Source organism: Streptomyces sp. Ru73 (assembly GCF_002920575.1).
GTDB lineage: Bacteria > Actinomycetota > Actinomycetes > Streptomycetales > Streptomycetaceae > Streptomyces.
This window is the reverse complement of the sequence record NZ_PQSQ01000056.1, coordinates 1-25692: the sequence shown is the minus strand read 5'-3', so window position 1 is coordinate 25692 and position 25692 is coordinate 1. Positions and strand designations below refer to the sequence as shown.

Sequence of the window (25692 nt, the reverse complement as noted above, 5' to 3'; positions counted from 1 at the left end):
CGATGTCCGTTCCGCCGTCCGCCGAACTGCCCGCCACCACCGCGGGGTCCGGTCCCGCCGGTGCTCCGCTCGCCCAGCCCGACCCGGCCCTGACCGCCTTCTGGGCCGGCCAGGCCCGGCTGCTGCACTGGGAACGGCCCTGGGCCGAGGTGCTGGACTGGTCCGACGCACCGTTCGCGCAGTGGTTCTCCGGCGGCCGGCTGAACGTCGCGTACAACTGCGTCGACCGCCATGTCGCGGACGGCCACGGCGACCAGGTCGCCTTCCACTGGGAGGGCGAGCCCGGCGACACCCGCACGATCACCTACGCCGACCTCAAGCGCGAGGTGTGCCGCACCGCCAACGCCCTGCTGTCGCTGGGCCTGACGGCCGGCGACCGGGTGGCGATCCAGCTGCCGATGATCCCCGAGGCGGTCTTCGCGATGCTGGCCTGCGCCCGGCTCGGGCTGCCGCACAGCGTGGTGTTCGGCGGGTTCTCGCCGTCAGCGCTGCGCTCACGCATCACGGACGCCGGGGCGAAGCTGCTGATCACGGCCGACGGGCAGTACCGCAGGGGCACCGCCGTACCGATGAAGGACGGGACGGACGAGGCCACCGCGCACACCCCGACCGTCGAGCACGTCCTCGTCGTCCGGCGCACCGGCAGCGAGGTGGCGTGGACCGAGGGGCGCGACCTGTGGTGGCACGAGCTGGTGGACGCGCAGTCCGAGGAGCACGAAGCGGAGGCGTTCGACGCCGAACACCCGCTGTTCATCCTCTACACCTCGGGCACGACCGGCAGCCCCAAGGGCATCCTGCACACCTCCGGCGGCTATCTCACCCAGGCCGCGTACACCCACCGCACCGTCTTCGACCACCGCCCCGGCGACGACGTCTACTGGTGCACCGCCGACATCGGCTGGATCACCGGGCACACCTACATCGTGTACGGGCCGCTGGCCAACCGCGCGACCTCCGTGCTGTACGAGGGCACACCCAACACCCCGCACGAGGGACGGCACTTCGAGATCATCCAGAAGTACGGCGTCTCGCTCTACTACACCGCGCCCACCCTGATCCGCTCCTTCATGAAGTGGGGCGAGGACCTGCCGGCCCGGTACGACCTGTCCACGCTGCGCGTCCTCGGCAGCGTCGGCGAGCCGATCAACCCGGAGGCGTGGCGGTGGTACCGCGAGCACCTCGGCGCCGGCCGGACGCCCGTCGTGGACACCTGGTGGCAGACCGAGACCGGCGCCGTCATGCTCTCCCCGCTGCCGACGGAGGCCGGCACGAAGCCGCCCAAGCCCGGCTCGGCCCAGGCCCCGCTGCCCGGCGTCTCGGCGAAGGTCGTCGACGATCAGGGCGTGCCGGTCGGCCGCGGCGAGAGCGGCTACCTCGTACTGGACCAGCCGTGGCCCGCGATGCTGCGCGGCATCTGGGGCGACGAGAAGCGGTTCCGGGAGACGTACTGGTCGCGATTTGCGCGCCAGGGCCACTACTTCGCCGGTGACGGCGCGCGCTACGACGAGGACGGCGACATCTGGCTGCTGGGCCGGGTGGACGACGTCATGAACGTCTCCGGGCACCGGATCTCCACCGCCGAGGTCGAATCGGCGCTGGTCGCGCATCCGAGCGTGGCCGAGGCCGCGGTGGTCGGCGCGACGGACGCCACGACCGGGCAGGCCATCGTCGCGTTCGTCGTCCTGCGCGGCAGCGCTCGGGACGCCGGTACGGACGTGGTGGGCCCGCTGCGCGCGCACGTGGCCGCGGAGATCGGGCCGATCGCCAAGCCCCGGCAGATCATGGTCGTCCCCGAGCTGCCGAAGACCCGCTCGGGCAAGATCATGCGGCGGCTGCTGCGGGACGTCGCGGACAAGCGCGAGATCGGGGACGTCACCACGCTGGCCGACGCCTCCGTCATGGCCGCGATCCAGCAGGGCCTCGCCGACGGCTGACGTGCCCCCTCCCCCGACACTCCCGGAAGGCACCCTCACCCATGCGTTTCGTGCTCATCGGCCCGCCCGGCGCGGGCAAAGGCACCCAGGCGGCCCTGCTCGGCGAAGAGCTCGGCGTGCCGCACCTGTCCACCGGCGACCTGTTCCGGGCGCACCTCGCGGACGGCACCCGGCTGGGCCGGGCCGCCCGCGCGTACCTCGACGCCGGTGAGCTCGTCCCCGACGAGCTGACCGACGACATGGTGCGCGGCCGGCTGGCCGAGCCCGACGCCCGCGACGGCTTCCTGCTCGACGGCTATCCGCGCACCGTCCGGCAGGCCGGCGTGCTCGCTGACCTGCTCGCGGCGGACGGCACCGGGCTGACCGCCGTACTGGAATTCGCCGTGCCCGAGGAGGTCGTGGTGGACCGGCTGCTGGGCCGCGGCCGTCCCGACGACACCGAGGACGTCATCCGCAACCGGCTGCGGGTGTACCGCAGGCAGACCGCGCCGCTGCTGGACACGTACGCCGACCTGCTCGTCACGGTCGACGCGGTCGGCACGGTGGCGGAGATCGCCGGGCGGGTGCGGGACGCCGTCGCCACCGCGGTGGGCCGTGCCTGAGCCCGTGCCGGCCGCCCGCGTACCCGCCTCACGCGTACCCGTCTCAGACCTCCCGGGCCCTGGCCACCAGCCAGTTGGTGGGGACCTCGACGACGGAGCCGTCGGGGCGGGTCTGGGTGGTGATCAGCGGGAGGCGGCCGGAGCCGGCCGTCTCCAGGCCGTGGGCGGCCAGCAGGTCCGGTATGGAGCCGTCGGGCATCTCGGCGGGCGCGATGCCGTGCGAGAAGATCGCGCGCACCTTGGGCGGCGGGCCCTCCGGGCGCTGTACCAGGGACATGAGGACGGCCTTGGCCTCCTCGGACGGCTCGACGAGGAAGAGCCGGCCGCGCGTGCCGAGGAGGCGGGCGATGGTGGCGACGATGCGCGGCCGGTCCTCGGGGGCGCACTGGTGCAGTACGCCGCGCATGTAGACGTTGGCGTCGCCGACGTCCGTGTGCAGTGCGGCCGCCCGGCCGGTGTCGGTGGCGTCCAGCTGTCGGTATTCGGCCACCCCGGCGGGGTCCTCACGCCGGGCCCGGTCAATTGCGGACGCCGAGACGTCAACGCCGATCACACGTGGATACCGTTCGGCCAGAAAGCGGGTCTGAGTGCCGTTACCGCAGCCAAGGTCGATCACGGGCAGTGCGGGATCGAAGTGCTCCTCGAAGAGCGGGAGATGGAGCGCGACCGCCTGCTCGGGTCTCGCGTCCCAGAAGACCTCGCCCTCGCCCGCCGGCGCATCGCGCCAGAAGCCTTCCCATGCCGTTGATCCCTGGCTCGATGCGCTCATGGCCAATTGCTACTGCCGGGTCACGGCAGGCCGCAAGAGTGGTAACGCTCCTTTCAAGAGTGATAGCCGGTCTTTCACCTGATGTTCGAACGTGATCCGCGTCGCACCGGCGGCAGCGACTGCTCGAACCACACCGTCTTGCCCGTCGCCGTCCGGCTCGTGCCCCACTCGCGCGCCAGCCGGCTCACCACCCGCAGACCGCGCCCGTACTCGTCCTCGTCACGGACGTTCAGCAGCTGGGGCAGGCTGTGGTCGTCATCGGACACCTCGCACAGCAGCGCGTCCGTACGCACCAGGCGCAGGACGACGCGCTGGGTGTGCGCATGCCGTACCGCGTTGGTCATCACCTCACTGACCAGCAGCTCGGCCGTGTCGGCCGCGGCCTCCAGGTCCCAGCTGCGCAGCTGGGAGCGGACCAGCCGGCGGGCCCGGGACACCTCGCGCGCCGCGATGGGCAGCCGCCACTCGGCCACGTCCGAGCGCGGGATGCCGTTCAGCCGGGCCATCAGCAGCGCCACGTCGTCCTTGCGGCCGCCCCTGGTGTTCAGTGCACGGATGATCGTGTCGCAGGCCTCGTCCATGGAAGCCGCCGGGTGCGCCGCGGACTCGGCGAGCGCCGCCAGCCCCACGCCGATGTCCTCGCCGCGCACCTCCACCAGTCCGTCCGTGCACAGCACGAGCCGGTCACCGGGCTCGACCGGCACGGTCACGGCCTCGAAGGGCACCCCGCCGACGCCGATCGGCGCGCCCGTCGGCAGGTCCAGCAGCTCGCTGCGGCCGTCCGCCGCGCGCACCACGACCGGCGGGATGTGCCCGGCATTGGCGATGGTCAGCCGGGACTCGATCGGGTCGTAGACCACGTACAGACACGTCGCGAGGTAGTTGTCGCCGAGGCGCTGGGCGAGGTCGTCCAGACCGCGCAGCAGCTGGGCCGGCGCCATGTCGATGGCGGCCATGGTCTGCACGGCCGTCCGCAACTGGCCCATCATCGCGGCCGAGTTCAGTCCGTGTCCCATGACGTCGCCGACCACCAGCGCCGTACGGGAGCCGGGCAGCTTGATCGTGTCGAACCAGTCGCCGCCGACCCGGCCGAGGCGGGTGCCCGGGAGGTAGCGGGTGGCGGTGTCGCAGCCCGCCATCCGGGGCTCGATGTGCGGGAGCATGCTGTCCTGCAGCGTCTCCGCGACGTTCTCCTGGTACGTGTACATACGGGCGTTGTCCAGCACCAGCCCGGCACGCGCGGCCAGTTCGGCGCCTGTCACCCGGTCCATGTCGTTGAACTCGGCGCGCTCCGGGTGGCGCAGCAGGATCATGAAGCCGAGGACGACGTTCCGCGCCTTGAGGGGCAGGAGCAGCATGGAGCGCAGGTTGATCAGCGGGCTGATGTCGCGCTTCTCGAACTGCGCCGCGATGGCGTTGCCCATCTCCTCGCTGATCCGCGGGATCAGGACGGGCTCGCCGCTGGTCATGCACTGGAAGAACGGCGTGTGCGCGGGGAACGGCATCGATTCGCCGACCGGCACCACGTCGTCCCAGCGGCCCGGCTCGTCGTTGTGCTCCACGGCGACGCGGTGCCACATGGTCGTCTCGTCCGGCGGCCCGTCGGGGAAGCCCTCGCCCGCGATGACCTGCTCGCGCAGGTAGGTGCCCGCGACGTCGGTGAAGCGGGGCACGACCGCCTCGCTGACCTCCTGGATGGTGCGGGCCAGGTCGAGCGAGGAGCCGATGCGCCCGCTGACCTCGTTCAGGAACTCCAGGCGCTCGCGGACCGCCGCGTATTCGAGGTCGGACTCCAGCTCGGCGGCGGCCGCCGCTGCCGCCGCCGCTGCCTGCGGGTCGGCGGCCGTCTCCGCGGTGGCGCGCAGCAGCCGCGCCCGCCGCTCCACGCGCCGGGGCACGCCCCAGTCCGGGGTGACCGGGAAACGCTCCTGCTGGCTGATCTCCAGGACGGGGTAGCCCAGTTCGAGCACCTGGGAAACGATCCTGGCGCTCTCCTGCGGGCTCATGTTCGGCAGGATCTCGGGCAGCCGGCGGGCCAGCTCCTGGGAGCCGGGGAAGTCGGTGTGCAGCGCGAAGCCCGGTGCGTACCGCTCCCGGCCGTCCTCCCCTTCGTCCTCGCCGTGCAGCCGGCCCGCGTCGGCCGCCAGCACGAGCAGCCGCTCGGCGCCCGGCCCGACGAGGGGGTACGCCCACCACAGTATGTCGACCCGGCCGCGCTCCGGATCGGCCATCCGGGCCCGCCCGGCCCGCGGGTAGGACGTCTCGCCGCCGAGCGCGGACTCCAGCCCGGAACCGTCCGGGCCCTCGGCGTCGTCCAGCTCCTCCGTGCCTTCCGGGCCGCGCCACTCGTCGGAGCCCAGCGCGCCGGAGACGGGCATCAGCTCCACGGCGGGCGCGCCCACGGCTTCCTCGCGCGAGGGGCCGAAGAGCCGGCGTGCGCCCCGGCTCCAGTGGGACACCAGACCGCGCGCGTCGACCACGACGACGGCCAGCGGGATACGGCCGGGCTCGGGGTCCCGCGGCGCCGGCACCCCGGGTGCCGGGCTCACCATGTCGTCGCCGTGCGACGGGCCACGCTCCATGGGCGGTTGCTCCTTCGTACGCGTCCGCATGATCTGCGTCCCGCTACCACGGTACGGCCACGGGCTGCCGGACGGGGCGCATTCGGGGAAGTGCGGTACGCGGCTCCGCAGCCGTCCTGCCTCGTGTTACTCCGCGGCACACACGCCTGTCCCACTCCGCGCACACCTCCCGCCGGTCCCGTGGACGACGGTCGCCCACGGGCACGGGACCGTAGCGGAAACGCGCGCCGCGCGGAGGCCGCGTACGCATGAAGGTGCATATTTCCGCCGAGTGTGCGCCGACTGCGCACGGACGCTCCGGAGCGGGGCGTTCCGCGACGGCGGACGGCCGCGCCGCCCGGTGACACGGCGTCAGTCCTCGTGCCCCAGCTGGAGATCGCGCTCCGTGCGGCCGCCGCCCGCGACCTGGAGGACGGTGGCGACCGGCGGATACCCGGACGCGACGACGGTGTACTCGCCGGCGGCCATGTCGACGAAGCGGAAGAGGCCGTCGGGGCCCGTCGTCGCGGTGTCCACGACGTTGCCGCCCGCGTCCAGGAGCGTGACCCGGGCGTCCTCCACGGGACGCCCGCCGCCGGCCCGTACGGTGCCGCGCAGCACGGCGCCGCCCGCCAGCTCGACGTCCTGGCGGGTCTCACGGGACGCCTGGACGGTCACCGGCAGGGCAGCGGGGCGGAAGGCGGGGGCGCTGGAGGCGAGCGTGTACTCCCCCGCCACCAGCTCGTTGATGACGTAGCCGCCCTCGCGTCCGCTGCGCGTCGTCGCCACGACCTCGCCGCGTACGTCCGTCAGCGTCACCATGGCGTCGCGCACCGGCGTGCCGTCGGCCGTGGTGACCGTGCCCGCGAGCCGTCCGGCGCCGCCCAGGACCACGTCGAGGTCGACCGGCCGGTCCCCGACCGTGACGGTGACGGCCTGCGGCTGGTGGCCGCCGGCCGCCGCGATCAGTACGTAAGCGCCGGTGCCCGGGGTGCTCAGCGCGTACCGCCCGTCCTCGCCGGTCGCGCCGCGCCCGATCTGCCGGCCGGTGACGTCGATGAGGGTGAGCGCGGCGCGCGGCACGACGCTGCCGTCGTGGTGCTGCACGGTGCCGCAGACCGGCACGCCGGCCTGGGTGTACGGGGCCGGCGCCGGCGCGGTGCGGGCGGCGGGGACGGTCGCGACGGCCTCGGCGCCGCCGCCGTCGGACGCGGTCAGCGGGCCGTGCGGGGAGTGGGCAGCGTGGGACACCAGGGGGTTCTCCTTGAGGAAGCAGGCGAGCAGGAGCCCGAGGACGAGCACGGGCACGAAGTGGCGGAGGAGGCCGGGCACGGCGTCGCCGAGGACAGCCGGATCGGCGGCGTGCAGCGGCGCTGCCCGGGCGGCGAGCACGGCCCCGAGCGCCGCCGCGCCGAGTGCGCCGCCGAGCTGCCGGGCGCAGAGGCCGGTGGCGAGGGGGGTGGGGCCGTCGTCGGGGCGTACGGCGTGCCGCGCGGCGACGGGGAGGACCGGCAGGACGAAGCCCAGGCCGAGGCCGAGGATGCCCGCCCCGAGCGCGAACGTGGCGCGTGCGGTGTCCTCCTGGAGATGCGACAGCAGCCACATGCCCTCGGCGGCCAGGGCGCAGCCCAGTACGGGGAACAGCTTGTGGTGCCCGGTGCGGGCGGTGAGGCGGCCGGTGACCGCTGCGGCCAGGACGAAGCCGCCCGCCATCGGGAGCAGCAGCAGGCCGGCCTCCGTGGCGGAGGTGCCGCCGGGCCCCTGGAGGAAGAGCGGGAGGCAGCGGGCGGCCCCGAAGAGCGCCGCGCCGGCCGCGCCGCCGACGACGCCGGCGGCCAGGAAGGTCCGGTCGCGGAGGAGGCGGGGCGGCAGGATCGGTTCGGCGACGGCGTGTTCGACGGCCACGAAGAGCAGGGCACTGCCGAGCGCGCCGCAGCCGAGCCCGAGGACGACGCGCGAGTCCCAGGCGTACTCCGTACCGGCCCAGGAGGCGAGCAGGACCACGCACACGAAGGAGGCGGCGAGCAGCAGGACGCCCACCGGGTCGGTGCCCGGCCGCCGGGCGGACCGCGGCGCCTTCAGGGCCACGGCCACCACGAGGAAGGCGAACAGCCCGACGGGCACGTTCGCGGCGAAGCACCAGCGCCAGGAGGCGTGTGCGGTGACGAGGGCGCCGAACAGCGGGCCGGCCAGGGTACCGAGGCCGTGGGTGACACCCGTGAGGACCGTGGCGCGCACTCGTGCGCGGGGCTGCGCGGTCTCCGTGGCCAGCGCGTGCGCGCCGCCCAGGATGCCGCCGGCGCCGAGCCCCTGGAGCGCGCGGCCGGCGAGCAGCGCGTCCATCGTGTGCGCACGGGCGGCGAGCGCGGACCCGGCCACGAAGACCAGGAGGGCGAGGAGCAGGGCGGGCTTGCGGCCGAGGCGGTCGCCGAGCCGGCCGTACAGCGGCAGCGCGACGGCCGAGGCGAGGAGGTACGCAGGGACGGCCCAGGCCGCCCGGCCGGTGCCGTGCAGCGCGCCGGCGATCGCCGGGAGCGGGGTGACCACGGCGGTCTGGCCCAGCGCCGCGAGCAGCAGCGCCGGGGCCAGGCCGAGGGCGGCCGCCAGACGGACGCGGCGGGGTCCGGGCCGTTCGTCCTCGGCGGGGGCGTGCCCGGCGAGCCGTTCCGCCTCCCCCGTCGCCGTCGTCGCGTCGTCGGACGCCGGTGGTCCCGAGCGCTCGTCCGGCTCCGCCAGGGTGGTCCCGCCCACGTGCTGCTCCCCTCGTCACGCCTGTGCCGCGCCCTGTTCTCGCATCGGGCGACAACTGCGATCAAGCGTGACGAAACGGCATGTTCGGGGCGGGACCGGCCGTCAACCGCCGTACGGGGGTGCCGGATCGGGCCCTCATCAGGACTTTAGGCCACGGGCCACGAGGGGCGCGCGTCAGGCGGACGCGACGGGAAACCACCCGATCCGGTGAGCGCCCGGAGCGGGGCTCACCCCCCTGTACGCGCCGTCACTTCTCCATGTGCGCCGCGAGGTTGGCGAGGAGCGCGTCGTAGATCCGGCCGAGCCCCTTGGGTGCGAAGGTCCGCTCGAAGAAGCCGCCGACGCCGCCCGCGCCCTGCCAGGTGGTGGTGACGACGACCCGGGCGCGCTGCTCGCCGGCCGGGGTGACGGTCCAGGTGGTCACCATCGAGGAGTTGCGGTCCTTCTCCACCAGCTGTCCGTCGGTCGGCTCGTCGACGTCCAGGAGGCAGTCCCGGACGCGCTTGCTGGTGGCCTGGAGCTTCCAGTGCACCAGCGTGCCCTTGCCGTCGCCGCCCTCGCGGACCTCGTACTCGCTGAAGTGCTCGGGCAGCAGCTTCTGGCGGGTGCCCGAGTAGTCCGCGAGCGCGTCGAAGACGTCGTCCGCGTTCGCCGCGATCTCGCGCTGCGTGGTGGCTTCGACCTGGCCCATGACTGCTGCCCTCCGGGGTGCTCGCTTGCTGGTGGTGCGGTGCGGCAAGCCAACCACTCCGGAGCGGCGCGCCCAAATCCGGGTTGACAGCACCCAAGGGAACACCTGTTCTATTATCGGCAGCGGGGGGCCGCAGCACCCATGAGGAGGCGCGATGCGCTGGGAGAATCTGAGCGAGGGCTCGGCGGACCCGTCAGGTCCGCCGCGTACGCCCGCGCTCTTCGGCACGGACGTGGTCAGCCGGACCATCGACACCCCGGAGTTCCGGGGCGTGACGTTCCACGAGGTACGGGCGAAGTCGATCGTGAACCGGGTGCCGGGCGCCTCCCGCATGCCGTTCGAATGGACGGTGAACCCGTACCGGGGCTGCACCCACGCCTGCGTCTACTGCTTCGCGCGGCGCACCCACAGCTACCTCGACCTGGACACCGGACTCGGGTTCGACAGCCAGATCGTGGTCAAGGTCAACGCGCCGGACCTGCTCAGACGCGAGCTGTCCGGAAGACGCTGGCGCGGCGAGCACATCGCCATGGGCACCAACGTCGACTGCTACCAGCGGGCCGAGGGCCGCTACCGCCTGATGCCCGGCATCATCGGCGCCCTCCGCGACCACGCGAACCCCTTCTCGATCCTCACCAAGGGCACGCTGATCCTCCGCGACCTGGACCTGCTGCGCGAGGCGGCCGAGGTCACCGACGTCGGCATCTCGATGTCGGTCGGCTTCCTGGACCGCGAGCTGTGGCGCACGGTGGAGCCCGGTACGCCGTCCCCGGAGCGGCGTCTGGACGCCGTCCGCACCCTCACCGGGCACGGCATCGGCTGCGGCGTCCTGATGGCCCCCGTCATCCCCTTCCTCGGTGACCACCCGGACCAGCTGCGCGCCACGGTGCGGGCCATCGCGGCGGCCGGCGCGTCCTCCGTGACGCCGCTGGTGCTGCACCTCAGGCCGGGCGCCCGCGAGTGGTTCATGGCGTGGCTGGAGCACCATCACCCCCATCTGGTGCGGCGGTACGAGCGCCTGTACGCGGACGGTGCGTACGCTCCCAAGTGGTACCAGCGGCGGATCACCCGCCAGGTCCACGAGCTGGCCGCCGAGTACGGCATCGGCCCCGCGCGCCCCGCGGCGCACCGCCGTATCACGCGCCGCCCGGCCCACCGGGTGCCGGCCCAGACCGGCCCCGCGGGAGCGGCCGACTCGACGGGCGCGGCGGCCGGCGCCACCCAGCTGACGCTGCTCTGACGCCACCCGGCCGGCGCTGCTCCGCCCGGCTCCCGGGCCCGCCCGCACGATGATCGTTTAAGGTATCGATCCGCCCGCCGGTGACGGCGGCACGGGGACATGGGGATACGGGGATTCCGGGGGAGCAGAGCACGTGGGTGTCCGGCAGCGCATGAGTACCGTCCGTTCCGGCCTGCCCGGGCCGCTGTCCCTGGCAGCGGCGCTGACCACGCCGACCCGCGCGGACCTGATCGAGGACCCGCTGATCGCGCGGGTACGGGCGATCCGTACGGCACTGGGGCTGGCGGCCACGGCGTGGCTCCTGCTCACCTACCCGCTGCGCGAGGGCCGCGCCGACTACCTGTTCGGCCAGCTGCTGAACCTGCTCATCGGGTGCGGCGTGCTGCTGGTGTGCGGCACGGTGGGGATCACGGTGTTCTGCCTCGGGGCGCGGCGGCCGCTGGGCCGGATGTACGCGCGCCGGGTCGGCGGGCCGCTCCGGGCGCTCGCCGCGCTGCCCCTCGGGGCCGGGCTGGTGTGGCTGATGACCGCCGTCCTCAGGGGCGACGCCGTGTCGACCTCGATGATCGGCGCGCATGACTTCTTCGGCGGCTTCTTCGGCACCACGGCCGGCACGCTGATCAGCGGGCTGATCATGGCCGCGGCGTTCCTCGCGGGCGGCCTGGTGTGCCTGTGCGTGCTCGTCTCGGCCGCCTGCTTCACCCTCGTGGCCGCCGTACGCGGCCTGAACTCCTGCTTCCGCACCGCGGACGTCCACGAGCTGCTGCCCGCCGTGCTCTCGCCGCTCCTGGTCTGGTCGCTCTTCGTCGTGCAACTCGTCGACGGGCCCGACGTGGTGGCCCCGCCCGTGGTCTTCGTGCCCTTCCTCCTCGGCGGCCCGCTGTCCGTCACCGCGCTCGCCGTCTGGGAGGTGCGCAGGCTGCGCACCCGGTACGGGGTGACGCTGCGCTCGGCGTGGGGCCGCTAGGCGCGGCGCGGCCCCGCACCGTACGGTGACCGGGTGCGGATCGGGGAACTGGCAGCGGCCACGGGGACGACGCCGCGTGCGCTGCGCCATTACGAGCAGGAGGGGCTGATCGGCTCCACGCGCGAGGCCAACGGCTACCGCGACTACGACGAGCGGGCGGCCGTACGGGTGCGGAACATCCGGTACCTGCTGGACACCGGCCTCACGCTGGCCGACGTGCGCTGCTTCGCCGGCTGCCTGGACGGCGACATGACGACCGCCCCGCCGTCCCCCGAGGGCCTGGCCGTCGCCCGGGACCGCCTCGCCCGGATCGACGCCCGCCTGGCCGCCCAGACAGAGGCCCGCAACCGCCTGGCCCAAGCCCTGGAAGCGGCCACGCCCCCGCCGCCCCGTGCACCCCTCACCCCACCAGCGCACCCCCGTCCACCGGCAGAATCGCGCCCGTGACGAACGCGGCGTCCGGGGAGGCGAGCTGCAGCACCGCTGCCGCCACCTCCTCCGGGCGCCCCAGGCGGCCCAGCGGCGTGCGGTCGATCTGCCAGGCGCGGACGGCCGCCAGGCGCTCCGGTGACAGGCCCTGGTGGGTGCCGATCGGGGTTTCTACGGCGCCGGGCGCGACGCCGACGACCCGTATGCCGCGGGGCGCCAGTTCCACCGCCCAGCTGCGGGTCAGGGTGTCCAGGCCGGCCTTGCTCGCGGCGTAGACGGCGTTGCCGGGCCAGGCCCGCTGGCCGACGGCGGTCGAGACGTTGACCACGACGCCGCCGGCGCGCTCCAGGTGCGGGAGTGCCGCCTGGGTCAGCAGCACGGGGGCCACCAGGTTGGTCGCGAGCTGCGGCCCGACCGACTCCTGCGTGAAGGTCCCCAGTGCCCCGCTCCGCACGATCCCCGCGTTGTTGACCAGCACGTCCAGCCGCCCGCAGGTGTCGACCGCGTACGCGGCGATGCGTTCGGCCGCCCCGTCGGCGGTGATGTCCGCCGCGTACGGCGTGATCCCGGGGTGCCCGGCCGCCGCCTCCGCCAGCGGCTCGGGGCGCCGCCCGACCGCCACCACCCGCGCCCCCGCCGCCGCGAAGGCCCGTGCGGTGGCCCGTCCGATGCCGGTGCCGGCCCCGGTGACCACCACGGCCCGCCCGGCGAACTCCTGCTTCTCTTCGCTCATGCCGGGCAGTCTGGAACCCTGCCGCCGGCGTCAAGGTCAAGCCCGCCCTGCCGCGCCCGGGAAAATCCCACGACACCCCGTACCGGGCCACCTAGCCTGCCCGCATGGGTGAGCCGCGGGTGCGACGGATGACGGAGGACGACATCGGCGCGGTGTGTGCGATCAGGGTGCGCGGCTGGCAGTGGGCGTACGCCGGACTGGTGCCGCAGCCGTTCCTCGACGGGCTGGACGTCGCCGAAGAGGCTGGGCGGCGGCGGGAGTTGTTCACCCGGGCACCCGGTGACGTGGTGAACCTCGTGGCGGAGCAGGCCGGTTCGGTGACCGGCTGGGCCGCCTTCGGGCCGTACCGGGACGCGGCGACCGGCCGCCGGGCCCCGGGGCACGCGGAGCTGTACGCCCTGTACGTGTGTCCCGAGCGGGCCGGCACGGGCGTCGGCCGTGCCTTGATGAGTGCCTCGCTCGGCCTCGCCGGGAGCACGGCCACGCCGGGATGCGCCTGTGGGTGCTGAAGCACAACGCCCGCGCACGCCGCTTCTACGAACGGGCGGGCTTCGCGCCGGACGGCGCCGAGGAGGCCGAGGAGATCGCCGGCGCCCGCGTGCCGGAGGTCCGGTACGCGCGTCCTCTGTAGTGCGCCGCCGCCCGGCCCCGTAGCGCGCCGCCGCTCGGGCCCCTGTAGCGCGGCCACTCAGCCGCCGTTGCGGCCGCTGTCCAGCCGTGCCAGTGAGGCGGCGGCCGCCGCCGCCAGCCGCGGGTGGTCCAGGGCCGAGGTGAGGGCCGGGACGGCGCGCCGGTCGCCGAGCGCGCCGAGGCCCTCCACGCAGGCCAGGGCGACGCGCCAGTACGGCGTGTGCGGGGTGAGGAGGCGTTCGAGGGTGGAGATGAGGGCGGGGACGGACTCGGGAGCGCGGAGGTCGGCCAGCAGGCGCACCGGGTGGAGGGCGTACGCGGTGCGGAGCGGGTTGGTCGCGAGGGCCGCGGCGGCGCGGGCCGTGCGGGGGTCGCCGAGCCGGGCGAGCGCGTGCGCGGCCGTGGCGCAGCGGACCGGGTCGCGGTAGTTCAGCAGCAGGACGAGCGTCTCGAAGGCCCGGCGGTCCCCGGCGCAGCCGAGGGAGAAGGCGGCGATCTCGCGGGTCCAGAGCGGTCGCTCGACCGCCGTGAGCATCCTGGCCAGCTCTTCTCTGCCCGCCGGGGTGTTCTTGCGTGCGAGGCCCAGCAGGCGCTCGTAGGTGACGAGATCGGCCGGCGACCGGAGCTCGCTCCGTACTCGGTCGGTCAACTCGTGGAAGTGGTCTTCCATTTGTGGTGCTCCTCCCCGGCTGCCTCCGCGTGGTCCGCGCCACAGATTAATTCCCCCCTTTCCCCCTGGCGCTTGCCATTACCCGCGAGTTAATCTGCTGGCACGAGCAGCACCCCTGCTCCGGCGGCCTGGTGACGCAGCCGCCATGAGTGAAGTCGGTTCGGCACCGCACAGCACGACACACAGCCGAGTGACCGGCAGTGACCCCGGGACAGGGTCCGCCGCGCAGCTCCCTCCGTACGCGCCCTTCGACCGCGTCGACCGCGTGTGCGCTCACCCTCAGTCGTCACCTCTCCCCTGCCCGCAGGGGAACACCCTCTGGAGTCTCGTGATGGGCCTCTCGTCCACCCCTGATTCGCCCCTGTCCCCCGCCACCGCCGCATCCGGTATCGCGACCGTCGCCGTCGTCGGCCTGGGCACGATGGGCACCGGCATCGCCGAGGTGCTCGCCCGCGCCGGCCGTGAGGTCATCGGCATCGACATCGACGACGCCGCGGTCCGCCGCTCCGTCGCCGCCCTGGAGTCGTCCACCGCCCGCGCCGTGCGCCGCGAGCGGCTCACCGAGCGGGAGCGGGCCGACGTGCTGGCCCGGTTCCGCACCTTCTCCGACCTGCAGGCGGCCGCAGACGCCGACCTGGTGATCGAGGTGGTCCCGGAGGACTACGAGCTCAAGCGGCAGATCATCACCGCACTCGACGGCATCGTCCGCCCGGACACGGTGCTGGCCACCGGCACCAACTCCCTCTCGGTGACCCGGCTGGCCGCCGACTCGCAGCGCCCCGAGCGCGTGCTCGGCCTGCACTTCTTCGCCCCGGCCCCGGCCATGAAGCTGGTCGAGGTCGCCTCCTCCGTGCTGACCGCGCCGACCGCCGTGGCCGCCGTCACCGAGCTCGCCCGCGAGCTGGGCAAGGACCCGATCGCGGTGGGCGACCGGCCCGGCTTCGTCGCCGACGGCCTGCTCTTCGGGTACCTGAACCAGGCCGCCGCGATGTACGAGGCGAAGTACGCCACCCGTGAGGACATCGACGCGGCGATGCGCCTGGGCTGCGGGCTGCCCATGGGCCCGCTCGCACTGCTGGACCTGATCGGCATCGACACCGCCCGTACGGTGCTGCAGGCGATGTACGCGGCCTCGCACGACCGGCTGCACGCCCCTGCACCGATCCTCGGCCAGCTCGCCGAGGCGGGCCTGACCGGCCGCAAGGCGGGCCGCGGCTTCTACACGTACGAGGCGCCCGGCTCCGCGGCGGTCGTGCCGGACGGCGAGACCCCGGCGGAGAGCCACGAGGCGGTCGGCGCGCGCACCGTGCGCAGCGTCGGCGTGGCCGGTTCCGGGACGATGGCCAGCGGCATCGCGGAGGTCTTCGCGAAGTCCGGCTTCTCGGTCGTGCTGGCGGCCCGCAGCCAGGAGAAGGCGGAGAGGGCCAAGGCCCGGATCGAGAAGTCGCTGGGCCGCTCGGTGGCCAAGGGCCGGATGACCGAGGAGGCCAGGGACGCGGCGCTCGCGGCGATCACCCCGGCGGACTCGCTGGACGCCTTCGCCGACGTGGACCTCGCGGTCGAGGCGGTGGCCGAGGACCTGGAGGTCAAGCAGCAGCTGTTCGGGACGCTGGACAAGGTCTGCAAGCCGGGCGCCGTGCTGGCCACCACCACCTCCTCGCTGCCGGTCGTGGCCTGCGCGCGGGCCACCTCGCGCCCGCAGGACGTCATCGGGATGCACTTCTTCAACCCGGCGCCGGCGATGAAGCTGGTCGAGGTCGTCCGGACGGTGCTGACCGCCGACGACGTGCACGCGACGGTGCGCGCGGTCTGCGCCCAGGTGCGCAAGCACCCGGTGGACTGCGGCGACCGGGCGGGCTTCATCGTGAACGCGCTGCTCTTCCCGTACCTGAACAACGCGGTGAAGATGGTCCAGGAGCACTACGCCTCGCCGGACGAGATCGACACCGCGATGAAGCTGGGCGGCGGCTACCCGATGGGCCCGTTCGAACTGCTCGACGTGGTGGGCCTGGACGTCTCGCTGGCCATCGAGAAGGTGCTGCACCAGGAGTTCCGCGACCCGGGCCTGGCCCCGGCGCCGCTGCTGGAGCACCTCGTCGCCGCGGGCTGCCTCGGCCGCAAGACCGGCCGCGGCTTCCGTGAGTACGCCAAGCGCTGACGCCGGGGGTGGCTGGGGCGGGCTGCTCGACCCTCGGGGTGGCCCGTCCGCGGCCTCCTGGCCGCCCGTTCCCAGGGCGAATGCCGCAGGCCGCGGGAATATGAAGTACCGTCCCCACATGTCCCAGCCCGCTCGTACGCAGCCTTCCGACGGAAACGACACCACCCCCGGCTCTCGCCGCGCGGCCGCCCAGCGGCTCAAGATGCGCCGCGAATTGGCGGCGGCGGCGATGGAGCTGTTCGCGACAAAGGGCTACGAGGCGACGACCGTCGACGAGATCGCCGCGGCGGCGGGCGTCGCACGACGGACGTTTTTCCGCCACTTCCGCTCCAAGGAAGAGGCGATCTTCCCCGACCACGACGACACCCTCGTACGGGCCGAGGCGGTGCTGGACGCGGCACCGGCCCACGAGAACCCGCTGGACACGGTCTGCCGCGGGATCAAGGAAGTCATGCGGATGTACGCGGCCTCGCCGGCCGTGTCGGTGGCCCGCTACCGCCTGACCCGTGAGGTGCCGACGCTGCGCGAGGCGGAGATCGCCTCGGTGGCCCGGTACGAGCGGCTCTTCACGCGCTACCTCCTGGGCCACTTCGACGAGGGGGCGCACCGCGAGGGCAACGACGACCCGCTGCTGGCCGAGGTCGCCGCGTCCGCCGTGGTCACCGCGCACAACCACGTCCTGCGGCGCTGGCTCAGGGCGGGCGCCCAGGGGGACGTGGAGGCGCAGCTCGACCACGCCTTCGCGATCGTCCGGGAGACGTTCGGGACGGGCATCGGGGCGGGGCGTACGCCCGCGAGCCCGCCGCCGGCCGCGACGGCGGCCCGGGAGGGCGAGGTGCTGGTGACGGTGGCGCGTACGGACGCCCCGCTCAGCGAGGTCATGCGCACGATCCAGAAGGCGCTGCGCGAGCACAACAGCAACTGAGCGACGGACCGCAGAGGACCACGGGAGCGCCGTCACGCCATGGGCGTGGCGGCGCTTCGTCGTACGGTCACGGCGTCCCTCTGTGCGACTCGCGAGTAACAAACATCACGCATGAGGCGCGCGCGGCACTGGATCGTCCGCTTATGCGGTGATTCATGTTGCTCATGCGTGCCGCCCGGATGACATCTGAGAGAAATTGTTGGCACCGAGTGCCTTGTCGGCTGGCACGCGGTGTCATACGTTGATGTTGTCCGGGCGGCCGGCGCACCCGATCTTCGGCGTGCCGGTTGTCCCCGCGTACCACTGGTCCGCGCGCCCGGATGCCTGCGTCACAGGCAACCTCCCGCGCACACCCGCGCCTGCCGAGCACCACCCAGCCGAACCGACGGCACCGCCTTCGCACCACCCCCGACGTTCCCTCAAGCCGTTCCCTCAGCGCGCTTCGCCGGAGGCATACCGTGAACCACATCCTGGACGCGATCACCGCGACCGACAGCACTCGCGAGGACTTCGCGAACCTGACCATCCCCGAGTCCTACCGCGCGGTCACCGTGCACAAGGACGAGGCCGACATGTTCGACGGCCTGCCCAGCAAGGAGAAGGACCCCCGCAAGTCGCTGCACGTCGAGGACGTGCCGGTGCCGGAGCTGGGCCCGGGCGAGGCCCTGGTCGCCGTCATGGCGTCCTCGGTCAACTACAACTCCGTCTGGACCTCGATCTTCGAGCCGCTGTCGACCTTCGGCTTCCTGGAGCGCTACGGCAAGCTCTCGCCGCTGGCCAAGCGCCACGACCTGCCGTACCACGTCATCGGCTCCGACCTGGCCGGCGTCGTGCTGCGCACCGGCCCCGGCGTGAACTCCTGGCACCCCGGTGACGAGGTCGTCGCGCACTGCCTCTCCGTGGAGCTGGAGTCCTCCGACGGCCACAACGACACGATGCTCGACCCCGAGCAGCGCATCTGGGGCTTCGAGACCAACTTCGGCGGCCTCGCCGAGATCGCGCTCGTGAAGTCCAACCAGCTCATGCCCAAGCCGGACCATCTGAGCTGGGAGGAGGCGGCGGCTCCTGGCCTGGTCAACTCCACCGCGTACCGCCAGCTGGTCTCCCGCAACGGCGCCGGCATGAAGCAGGGCGACAACGTCCTGATCTGGGGCGCGTCCGGCGGCCTGGGCTCGTACGCCACCCAGTTCGCGCTGGCCGGCGGCGCCAACCCGATCTGCGTCGTCTCCAGCGAGGACAAGGCGGAGATCTGCCGGAAGATGGGCGCCGAGGCGATCATCGACCGCAAGGCCGAGGGCTACAAGTTCTGGAAGGACGAGCAGACCCAGGACCCGAAGGAGTGGAAGCGCTTCGGCAAGCGCATCCGCGAGCTCACCGGCGGCGAGGACATCGACATCGTCTTCGAGCACCCGGGCCGCGAGACCTTCGGCGCCTCCGTGTTCGTCACCCGCAAGGGCGGCACCATCACCACCTGCGCCTCGACCTCCGGCTACATGCACGAGTACGACAACCGCTACCTGTGGATGTCGCTGAAGCGCATCATCGGCTCGCACTTCGCCAACTACCGCGAGGCGTGGGAGGCCAACCGCCTGATCGCCAAGGGCAAGATCCACCCGACGCTGTCGAAGACGTACTCCCTGGAGGAGACCGGCCAGGCCGCGTACGACGTGCACCGCAACCTCCACCAGGGCAAGGTCGGCGTCCTCGCGCTGGCCCCCGAGGAGGGCATGGGCGTGCGCGACCACGAGAAGCGCGCCAAGCACCTCGACGCCATCAACCGCTTCCGGAACGTCTGAACCGACACCCGACACGTCTGGGAGACGACACACATGACTGACGGTCAGACACCGCGGCCGGAACGGAAGAAGGACCGTCCGTGGCTGATGCGGACGTACGCCGGGCACTCCACCGCCGAGGCGTCCAACGAGCTGTACCGGCGCAACCTCGCCAAGGGCCAGACCGGCCTGTCGGTCGCGTTCGACCTCCCGACGCAGACCGGTTACGACCCCGACCACGTCCTCGCCCGCGGCGAGGTCGGCCGGGTCGGGGTCCCGGTCTCCCACCTCGGCGACATGCGCCGCCTGTTCCAGGACATCCCGCTGGAGCAGATGAACACCTCGATGACCATCAACGCCACCGCCATGTGGCTGCTGGCGCTGTACGAGGTGGTCGCCGAGGAGCAGGGCGCTGACATCTCCAAGCTGTCCGGGACCACGCAGAACGACATCGTGAAGGAGTACCTGTCGCGGGGCACGCACGTGTTCCCGCCCGGGCCCTCCCTGCGGCTCACCACCGACATGATCACGTACACGGTGGCGCACATCCCGAAGTGGAACCCGATCAACATCTGCAGCTACCACCTGCAGGAGGCCGGGGCCACGCCGGTGCAGGAGATCGCGTACGCGATGTCCACCGCCATCGCGGTGCTGGACGCCGTACGGGACTCCGGGCAGGTGCCGGCGGAGAAGTTCGGCGACGTCGTCGCGCGGATCTCCTTCTTCGTGAACGCCGGCGTCCGGTTCATCGAGGAGATGTGCAAGATGCGCGCCTTCGGCCGCATCTGGGACAAGATCACCCGCGAGCGGTACGGCGTGGAGAACCCCAAGCAGCGCCGCTTCCGCTACGGCGTCCAGGTCAACTCCCTCGGCCTCACCGAGGCGCAGCCGGAGAACAACGTCCAGCGCATCGTCCTCGAGATGCTGGCCGTCACGCTCTCCAAGGACGCACGGGCACGTGCCGTGCAGCTGCCCGCCTGGAACGAGGCGCTGGGCCTGCCCCGGCCCTGGGACCAGCAGTGGTCGCTCCGTATCCAGCAGGTCCTCGCGCACGAGTCGGACCTGCTCGAGTACGAGGACATCTTCGCCGGCTCGCACGTCATCGAGGCCAAGGTCGACGCGCTGGTCGAGGAGGCGCTGGCCGAGATCGACCGGATCCAGGAGATGGGCGGCGCGATGGCCGCCGTGGAGTCCGGCTACCTCAAGTCCCAGCTGGTCGCCTCGCACGCGGAGCGGCGCGGCCGGATCGAGGCCGGCGAAGAGAAGATCGTCGGCGTCAACTGCTACGAGTCCACCGAGCCCAACCCGCTCACCGCCGACCTGGACACCGCCATCATGACGGTGGACCCGGACAACGAGGCGCGGGTGGTGCGGGCGCTGCACGAGTGGCGGGACGCCCGCGACGAGCCCCGCGCCCAGGAGGCGCTGTCCGCGCTGAAGAAGGCGGCGGCCGGCGACACCAACCTCTTCGCGGCCACCCTGGAGTGCGCCAGGGCCGGTGTGACGACCGGCGAGTGGGCCTGGGCCCTCCGGGACGTCTTCGGCGAGTTCCGGGCCCCCACGGGCGTCTCCAGCGCCCCGCTGGCGGTCCCCGCCGAGGAGGGCAGCCCGCTCGCGGCCGTCCGCGAGAAGGTCGCCCGCACCGCCGAGGAGCTGGGCAGCGGCAAGCTGCGCCTCCTGGTGGGCAAGCCGGGGCTGGACGGGCACAGCAACGGCGCCGAGCAGATCGCCGTACGCGCCCGCGACGCCGGCTTCGAGGTGGTCTACCAGGGCATCCGGCTGACCCCCGAGCAGATCGTCTCGGCGGCCGTCGCCGAGGACGTGCACTGCGTCGGCCTGTCCATCCTCTCCGGCTCGCACGCCGAGCTGGTACCGGACGTGCTGGCCCGGCTGCGCCGCGCCGGCGTGGACGACGTCCCCGTCATCGTCGGCGGCATCATCCCTTCGGCGGACGCGGCAGCGCTGCGCGAAGCCGGTGTCGCCGCCGTCTTCACCCCTAAGGACTTCGGTATCACGGAGATCATCGGCCGTATCGTCGACGAGATCCGTACCGCGAACAAGCTCGACCCCCTGGAGGTCCCCGCATGACCAAGGTCAACCGGCTCCGCCCCCGCCGCTCCTGCCTGGCGGTCCCCGGCTCCAACCCGCGCTTCCTGGAGAAGGCCCAGGGCCTCCCCGCCGACCAGGTCTTCCTGGACCTGGAGGACGCCTGCGCGCCGCTCGCCAAGCCGGACGCGCGGCACAACATCGTGAAGGCGCTCAACGAGGGCGACTGGACCGGCAAGACGCGCGTGGTGCGGGTCAACGACTGGACCACCCACTGGACGTACCGGGACGTCATCACGGTCGTCGAGGGCGCGGGCCCGAACCTGGACTGCATCATGCTGCCGAAGGTGCAGGACGCGCAGCAGGTCGTCGCGCTGGACCTCCTCCTGACCCAGGTCGAGACGACGATGGGCTTCGAGGTCGGCCGGATCGGCATCGAGGCGCAGATCGAGAACGCCCGGGGCCTGAACAACGTCAACGAGATCGCGGAGGCCTCGCCCCGCATCGAGACGATCATCTTCGGCCCGGCCGACTTCATGGCGTCCATCAACATGAAGTCCCTGGTCGTCGGCGAGCAGCCGCCCGGCTACGGCGCCGACGCGTACCACTACATCCTCATGAAGATCCTGATGGCGGCCCGCGCCAACGACCTCCAGGCGATCGACGGCCCCTACCTGCAGATCAAGAACGTGGACGGGTTCCGCGAGGTCGCCGGGCGCGCCGCCGCGCTGGGCTTCGACGGCAAGTGGGTGCTGCACCCGGGCCAGGTCGAGGCGGCCAACGAGGTCTTCTCGCCCTCCCAGGAGGACTACGACCACGCCGAGCTGATCCTCGACGCGTACGAGTGGCACACCTCCGAGGCGGGCGGCAAGAAGGGCTCCGCGATGCTCGGCGACGAGATGATCGACGAGGCCAGCCGCAAGATGGCGCTGGTCATCGCCGGCAAGGGCCGGGCCGCCGGCATGCAGCGCACCAGCAAGTTCGAAGCCCCGGAGGCGTAGCGAGATGCAGTTCGGCCGCACCTACGAAGAGTTCACCGTCGGGGACGTGTACAAGCACTGGCCGGGCAAGACGGTCACCGAGTACGACGACCACCTCTTCTGCCTGCTGACGATGAACCACCACCCGCTCCACATGGACACGAACTACGCGGAGCAGACCACCGACTTCGGCAAGAACGTGGTGGTCGGGAACTACATCTACTCCCTCCTGCTCGGCATGTCCGTGCCGGACGTCTCCGGCAAGGCCATCGCCAACCTGGAGATCGAGTCGCTGAAGCACGTGGCGCCGACCTTCCACGGCGACACGATCTACGGCGAGACGACCGTGCTGGACAAGACGCCGTCGAAGTCGAAGAACGACCGCGGCATCGTGTACGTCGAGACCAAGGGCTACAAGCAGGACGGCACGCTGGTCTGCGTCTTCCGGCGCAAGGTGATGGTCCCGACGGCCACGTACATCAAGGAGCGCGGCGGCGAGCAGCCCGGCCGCCCCGAGCTGCGGACACCGGCCGCGAAGGAGAAGTAGCCATGGCGCGCCTGGCACAGACCGAGGGTCTGACGGACATCCAGCGGGAAATCCTCTCCACCGTCCGCGACTTCGTGGACAAGGAGATCATTCCGGTCGCCACCGAGCTGGAGCACAAGGACGAGTACCCGACGCAGATCGTCGAGGGCCTCAAGGAACTGGGCGTCTTCGGGCTGATGATCCCCGAGGAGTACGGCGGCCTCGGCGAGTCGCTGCTCACCTACGCGCTGACGGTCGAGGAGATCGCCCGCGGCTGGATGAGCGTCTCCGGCATCATCAACACCCATTTCATCGTCGCCTACATGCTCAAGCAGCACGGCACGCAGGAGCAGAAGGACTACTTCCTGCCCCGGATGGCGGCGGGCGAGATACGGGGCGCCTTCTCGATGTCGGAGCCGGCGCTGGGGTCCGACGTGTCGGCCATCAGCTCCAAAGGCGTGCGGGACGGCGACGAGTACGTCCTCAACGGCCAGAAGATGTGGCTGACGAACGGCGGTTCGTCCACGCTGGTCGCGGTCCTCTGCAAGACCGACGAGGGCCACCCCGAGGGCACGGCCCCGCACAAGTCGATGACGACCTTCCTCGTGGAGAAGGAGGCCGGCTTCGGCGAGGTGCGCCCAGGACTCACCATCCCGGGCAAGATCGAGAAGATGGGCTACAAGGGCGTCGACACGACCGAGCTCATCATGCAGGACCTCCGGATCCCCGCGAACCGGGTGCTGGGCGGCGAGACCGGACGTGGTTTCTATCACATGATGGACGGCGTCGAGGTCGGCCGGGTGAACGTCGCGGCCCGTGGCTGCGGCGTGGCGCAGCGTGCCTTCGAACTGGGTGTGGACTATGCCCAGCAACGCCACACCTTTGGTAAGCCGATCGCAAAGCATCAGGCCATCCAGTTCAAATTGGCCGAAATGGCGACAAAGGTCGAGGCGGCCCATGCAATGATGGTCAACGCCGCCCGCAAGAAGGACTCGGGTCAGCGGAACGACCTGGAAGCGGGCATGGCGAAGTACCTCGCCTCCGAGTACTGCAAGGAGGTCGTGGAGGACGCCTTCCGCATCCACGGCGGCTATGGCTTCTCCAAAGAATATGAAATCGAACGCCTGTACCGCGAGGCGCCCATGTTGCTCATCGGTGAAGGTACCGCTGAGATCCAGAAAATGATCATCGGGCGCCGGCTACTGGAGGAGTACCGAATCCAGGGGTGAATGTCCGTTTCGGGGTGTTTTCTTCGAGAAGAAGATCACACCCCGTCACGGGACATCGGCCACGGATTGGCGTTGGCTCTTGGCCAGTTGCCGCTCGCAACCGATAGCATCCCCGGAAAGCCGCGCGTCCCCCATACCTACGCGGCCATCCTCCGCTACGAAGGTCATCCATGCCCCACAGCCAATCCTCTGCTCACCGCGGTCGCGTCCGCCTCGCGCGCGGAGCGTCGCCGTGGCTCCTGCCGACCGTCGCGACGGCCGCGGTCAGCCTGGCCCGCTCCCGGCGCTCGGGACGCTGGGCCGCCGTCGCCGTGCCCACCACCGCCCTGGCGGCGGGCATGCTGTGGTTCTTCCGCGACCCGGAGCGCGACATCGCCCAGGGCCGCGTCATCTCCCCGGCCGACGGCGTGGTGCAGAGCATCATGCCGTGGAAGGACGGGCGCACCCGCGTCGCGATCTTCATGAGCCCGCTGAACGTCCACGTGAACCGCGCGCCGCTGGCCGGCACCGTCACGTCCGTCGAGCACATCCCCGGCGGCTTCGTTCCGGCGTTCAACAAGGAGAGCGAGAACAACGAGCGGGTCGTCTGGCACTTCGACACCGAGATCGGTGACGTGGAGATGGTGCAGATCGCCGGTGCGGTGGCCCGCCGCATCGTTCCTTACGTCCCGGAGGGCACCAAGGTCGAGCAGGGCGAGCGCATCGGTCTGATCCGCTTCGGCTCGCGCGTCGACGTGTACCTGCCCGAGGGCGTCGAGGCCGCGGTCGAGGTCGGCCAGGCCACCACAGCGGGGGTGACTCGTCTTGACCGTGATTGATCCCGATACCCAGGCGGGCTGGGTGGCCGAGGAGGAAGAGGACGACGACATGCCGCTGTCGACGCGGCTGTCGATAGCGGACACGCTCACCCTCGGCAACGCGATCTGCGGCTTCATGGCCGTGTACTTCACGACCACCGGCGTCCTCATCCCGCACCTGACGGGCACGGACGACGGCGGCATGGCACGGCACAGCGCGGCCATGGCCGTGATCCTGATGCTGCTCGCGTCGGTCTTCGACCTGTTCGACGGACTGGTCGCACGCAAGCTGCGGGCCTCGGCGATGGGGGCCGAGCTCGACAACCTCTCCGACCTGATCAGCTTCGGGCTGGCGCCCGCGTACTTCGTCGTGACCTGGGGCATGGTCGCCCAGGACGCGAACCAGCGGGTGTCGGTGGTCGCGGCGGTGGTGGTGCTGCTGGCGGTCATCCTCCGCCTCGCCCGCTTCTCGTGCGTGACGGTGCCGAACGGGATGTTCCAGGGCATGCCGAGCCCGTTCGGCGCGCTGACGGTCGTGGCGATCGTCCTGCTGGAGCTGCCGTTCCTGCCGACGCTGCTCGCCATCATCGGCGTGGCGTGGCTGATGGTCAGCCGGGTGGAGTACCCGAAGCCGCGGGGGCGCCTCGCGGTCGCGATGCTCTCCTGGATCGTGCTGAGCATGGGCATGCTCGCGGCGTGGGCGCTCGACGCGCCCGGCGGCCAGCTGCTCCTCCAGACGGGCTGCGCGCTGCAGGTCGTGACGGGCGCGATGATCCCGCTCTTCGCGACGGCCCGCCGGGTGAACACGTTCCGCGACAACCGCCGCGAGGCGCGGGCAGCGCAGCTGCCGTAGTTCCGGCGGCGGATGGCCGACGTCCGGAGGCCCGGTACGAACCCCTCACGGGGGCGCGTACCGGGCCTCCGGCGTTTGTGCGCCCGGGGGGCCGGCGTGTGTGCCCCGGGGAGGGCGGCGTTCGTGCGCCCCGGAGGGCACGGCGTGTGTCCGCTCGGAGGGCCGGCGTGTGTGCCCCGGGGAGGGCGGCGTTCGTGCGCCCCGGAGGGCACGGCGTGTGTCCGCCCGGGGGGGCCGGCGTGTGCCCCGGGGAGCGGCGTGTATGCCCCGGGAGAGCGGCGTGTGTGCGCCCCGGGGGCCGGGCGTGTGTGCGCCCGGGGCCGGGCGCGGGGCGGCGCTCAGGGGCGCGGGGAACTGCGCGAGCGACCACAGCGGCGCCGCAGTGGGCCACGGACGGGACCCGGCCCCCCCCCGACGGCCGGTGGC

The 25692-nt window shown here is 72.3% G+C and carries 20 protein-coding genes and 1 pseudogene; 15 read left to right on the top strand and 6 right to left on the bottom strand.

Going from position 1 to position 25692, the window contains the following annotated elements; translation table 11 throughout:
• Positions 1-2 precede the first annotated feature (2 nt).
• Positions 3-1934 (top strand): acetate--CoA ligase, encoded by a 1932-nt coding sequence (gene acs, locus C3486_RS22700; RefSeq protein ID WP_103834600.1) that lies wholly within the window; start codon positions 3-5, stop codon positions 1932-1934.
• 41 nt (positions 1935-1975) lie between these two features.
• Entirely contained in the window at positions 1976-2536 is a 561-nt protein-coding gene (locus C3486_RS22695; RefSeq protein ID WP_103834599.1) for an adenylate kinase, read from the top strand.
• Positions 2537-2579: 43 nt separating this feature from the next.
• Here the strand turns inward: C3486_RS22695 and C3486_RS22690 are convergent, their stop codons facing one another.
• From C3486_RS22690 to C3486_RS22675, 4 genes are all read right to left on the bottom strand, one after another.
• Positions 2580-3305, bottom strand: coding sequence for a class I SAM-dependent methyltransferase (locus tag C3486_RS22690; RefSeq protein WP_103834598.1), 726 nt, complete (start codon positions 3303-3305; stop codon positions 2580-2582).
• A 74-nt stretch (positions 3306-3379) separates the two neighbouring features.
• Complete coding sequence (locus C3486_RS22685) at positions 3380-5887, bottom strand: SpoIIE family protein phosphatase (protein WP_103834597.1); 2508 nt, start codon at positions 5885-5887, stop codon at positions 3380-3382.
• 351 nt (positions 5888-6238) lie between these two features.
• Complete coding sequence (locus tag C3486_RS22680) at positions 6239-8617, bottom strand: MFS transporter (RefSeq protein ID WP_103834596.1); 2379 nt, start codon at positions 8615-8617, stop codon at positions 6239-6241.
• A 247-nt stretch (positions 8618-8864) separates the two neighbouring features.
• On the bottom strand, positions 8865-9308 hold the full coding sequence (locus C3486_RS22675; protein ID WP_103834595.1) for an SRPBCC family protein: 444 nt from the start codon (positions 9306-9308) through the stop codon (positions 8865-8867).
• A 154-nt stretch (positions 9309-9462) separates the two neighbouring features.
• On the opposite strand from C3486_RS22675, the gene C3486_RS22670 reads away from it, so the two are divergent.
• The 3 genes from C3486_RS22670 to C3486_RS22660 all read left to right on the top strand — a co-directional run bounded on the left by C3486_RS22670 (position 9463) and on the right by C3486_RS22660 (position 11962).
• Complete coding sequence (locus C3486_RS22670) at positions 9463-10548, top strand: Rv2578c family radical SAM protein (protein ID WP_103834594.1); 1086 nt, start codon at positions 9463-9465, stop codon at positions 10546-10548.
• A gap of 151 nt (positions 10549-10699) precedes the next feature.
• Positions 10700-11515, top strand: coding sequence for a hypothetical protein (locus C3486_RS22665; RefSeq protein WP_146075039.1), 816 nt, complete (start codon positions 10700-10702; stop codon positions 11513-11515).
• A 33-nt stretch (positions 11516-11548) separates the two neighbouring features.
• Complete coding sequence (locus C3486_RS22660) at positions 11549-11962, top strand: MerR family transcriptional regulator (protein WP_103834592.1); 414 nt, start codon at positions 11549-11551, stop codon at positions 11960-11962.
• Here the strand turns inward: C3486_RS22660 and C3486_RS22655 are convergent.
• The gene (locus C3486_RS22655) at positions 11916-12677 is read right to left on the bottom strand and encodes an SDR family NAD(P)-dependent oxidoreductase (RefSeq protein ID WP_103834591.1); all 762 of its coding nucleotides are present in this window, start codon (positions 12675-12677) and stop codon (positions 11916-11918) included. The two genes, C3486_RS22660 and C3486_RS22655, sit on opposite strands and share 47 nt — an antisense overlap.
• A 128-nt stretch (positions 12678-12805) precedes the next feature.
• Between C3486_RS22655 and C3486_RS22650 the strand changes: the two are divergent.
• Positions 12806-13308: pseudogene (locus tag C3486_RS22650) on the top strand (GNAT family N-acetyltransferase).
• Between the two features lie 57 nt (positions 13309-13365).
• On the opposite strand, the gene C3486_RS22645 reads toward C3486_RS22650, so the two are convergent.
• Entirely contained in the window at positions 13366-13977 is a 612-nt protein-coding gene (locus C3486_RS22645) for a HEAT repeat domain-containing protein (protein WP_103834590.1), read from the bottom strand.
• Positions 13978-14308: 331 nt separating this feature from the next.
• On the opposite strand from C3486_RS22645, the gene C3486_RS22640 reads away from it, so the two are divergent.
• From C3486_RS22640 to pssA, 9 genes are all read left to right on the top strand, one after another.
• Complete coding sequence (locus C3486_RS22640; protein WP_103834589.1) at positions 14309-16135, top strand: 3-hydroxyacyl-CoA dehydrogenase family protein; 1827 nt, start codon at positions 14309-14311, stop codon at positions 16133-16135.
• 118 nt (positions 16136-16253) lie between these two features.
• Complete coding sequence (locus C3486_RS22635) at positions 16254-17060, top strand: TetR family transcriptional regulator (RefSeq protein ID WP_181138655.1); 807 nt, start codon at positions 16254-16256, stop codon at positions 17058-17060.
• Between the two features lie 458 nt (positions 17061-17518).
• The gene (gene ccrA / locus C3486_RS22630; RefSeq protein WP_103834587.1) at positions 17519-18856 is read left to right on the top strand and encodes a crotonyl-CoA carboxylase/reductase; all 1338 of its coding nucleotides are present in this window, start codon (positions 17519-17521) and stop codon (positions 18854-18856) included.
• Positions 18857-18889: 33 nt separating this feature from the next.
• The gene (locus C3486_RS22625; protein WP_103834586.1) at positions 18890-20923 is read left to right on the top strand and encodes a protein meaA; all 2034 of its coding nucleotides are present in this window, start codon (positions 18890-18892) and stop codon (positions 20921-20923) included.
• Positions 20920-21882 carry a CoA ester lyase gene (locus C3486_RS22620; protein WP_103834585.1) on the top strand — a complete coding sequence of 321 codons (963 nt, stop codon included), beginning with the start codon at positions 20920-20922 and terminating at the stop codon, positions 21880-21882. Before C3486_RS22625 ends, C3486_RS22620 begins: the two co-directional genes overlap by 4 nt.
• Positions 21883-21886: 4 nt before the next feature.
• Positions 21887-22408: a MaoC family dehydratase gene (locus C3486_RS22615; RefSeq protein WP_103834584.1), complete on the top strand. Its 522-nt coding sequence runs from the start codon at positions 21887-21889 to the stop codon at positions 22406-22408.
• A 2-nt stretch (positions 22409-22410) separates the two neighbouring features.
• Complete coding sequence (locus C3486_RS22610) at positions 22411-23616, top strand: acyl-CoA dehydrogenase family protein (protein WP_103834583.1); 1206 nt, start codon at positions 22411-22413, stop codon at positions 23614-23616.
• Positions 23617-23786: 170 nt separating this feature from the next.
• A complete protein-coding gene (locus tag C3486_RS22605; protein ID WP_103834582.1) occupies positions 23787-24434 on the top strand; it encodes a phosphatidylserine decarboxylase in 648 nt (215 codons plus the stop codon).
• A complete protein-coding gene (gene pssA / locus C3486_RS22600) occupies positions 24421-25266 on the top strand; it encodes a CDP-diacylglycerol--serine O-phosphatidyltransferase (RefSeq protein WP_181138654.1) in 846 nt (281 codons plus the stop codon). The genes C3486_RS22605 and pssA overlap by 14 nt, the downstream gene beginning before the upstream one ends.
• The last annotated feature ends 426 nt before the right edge of the window (positions 25267-25692 follow it).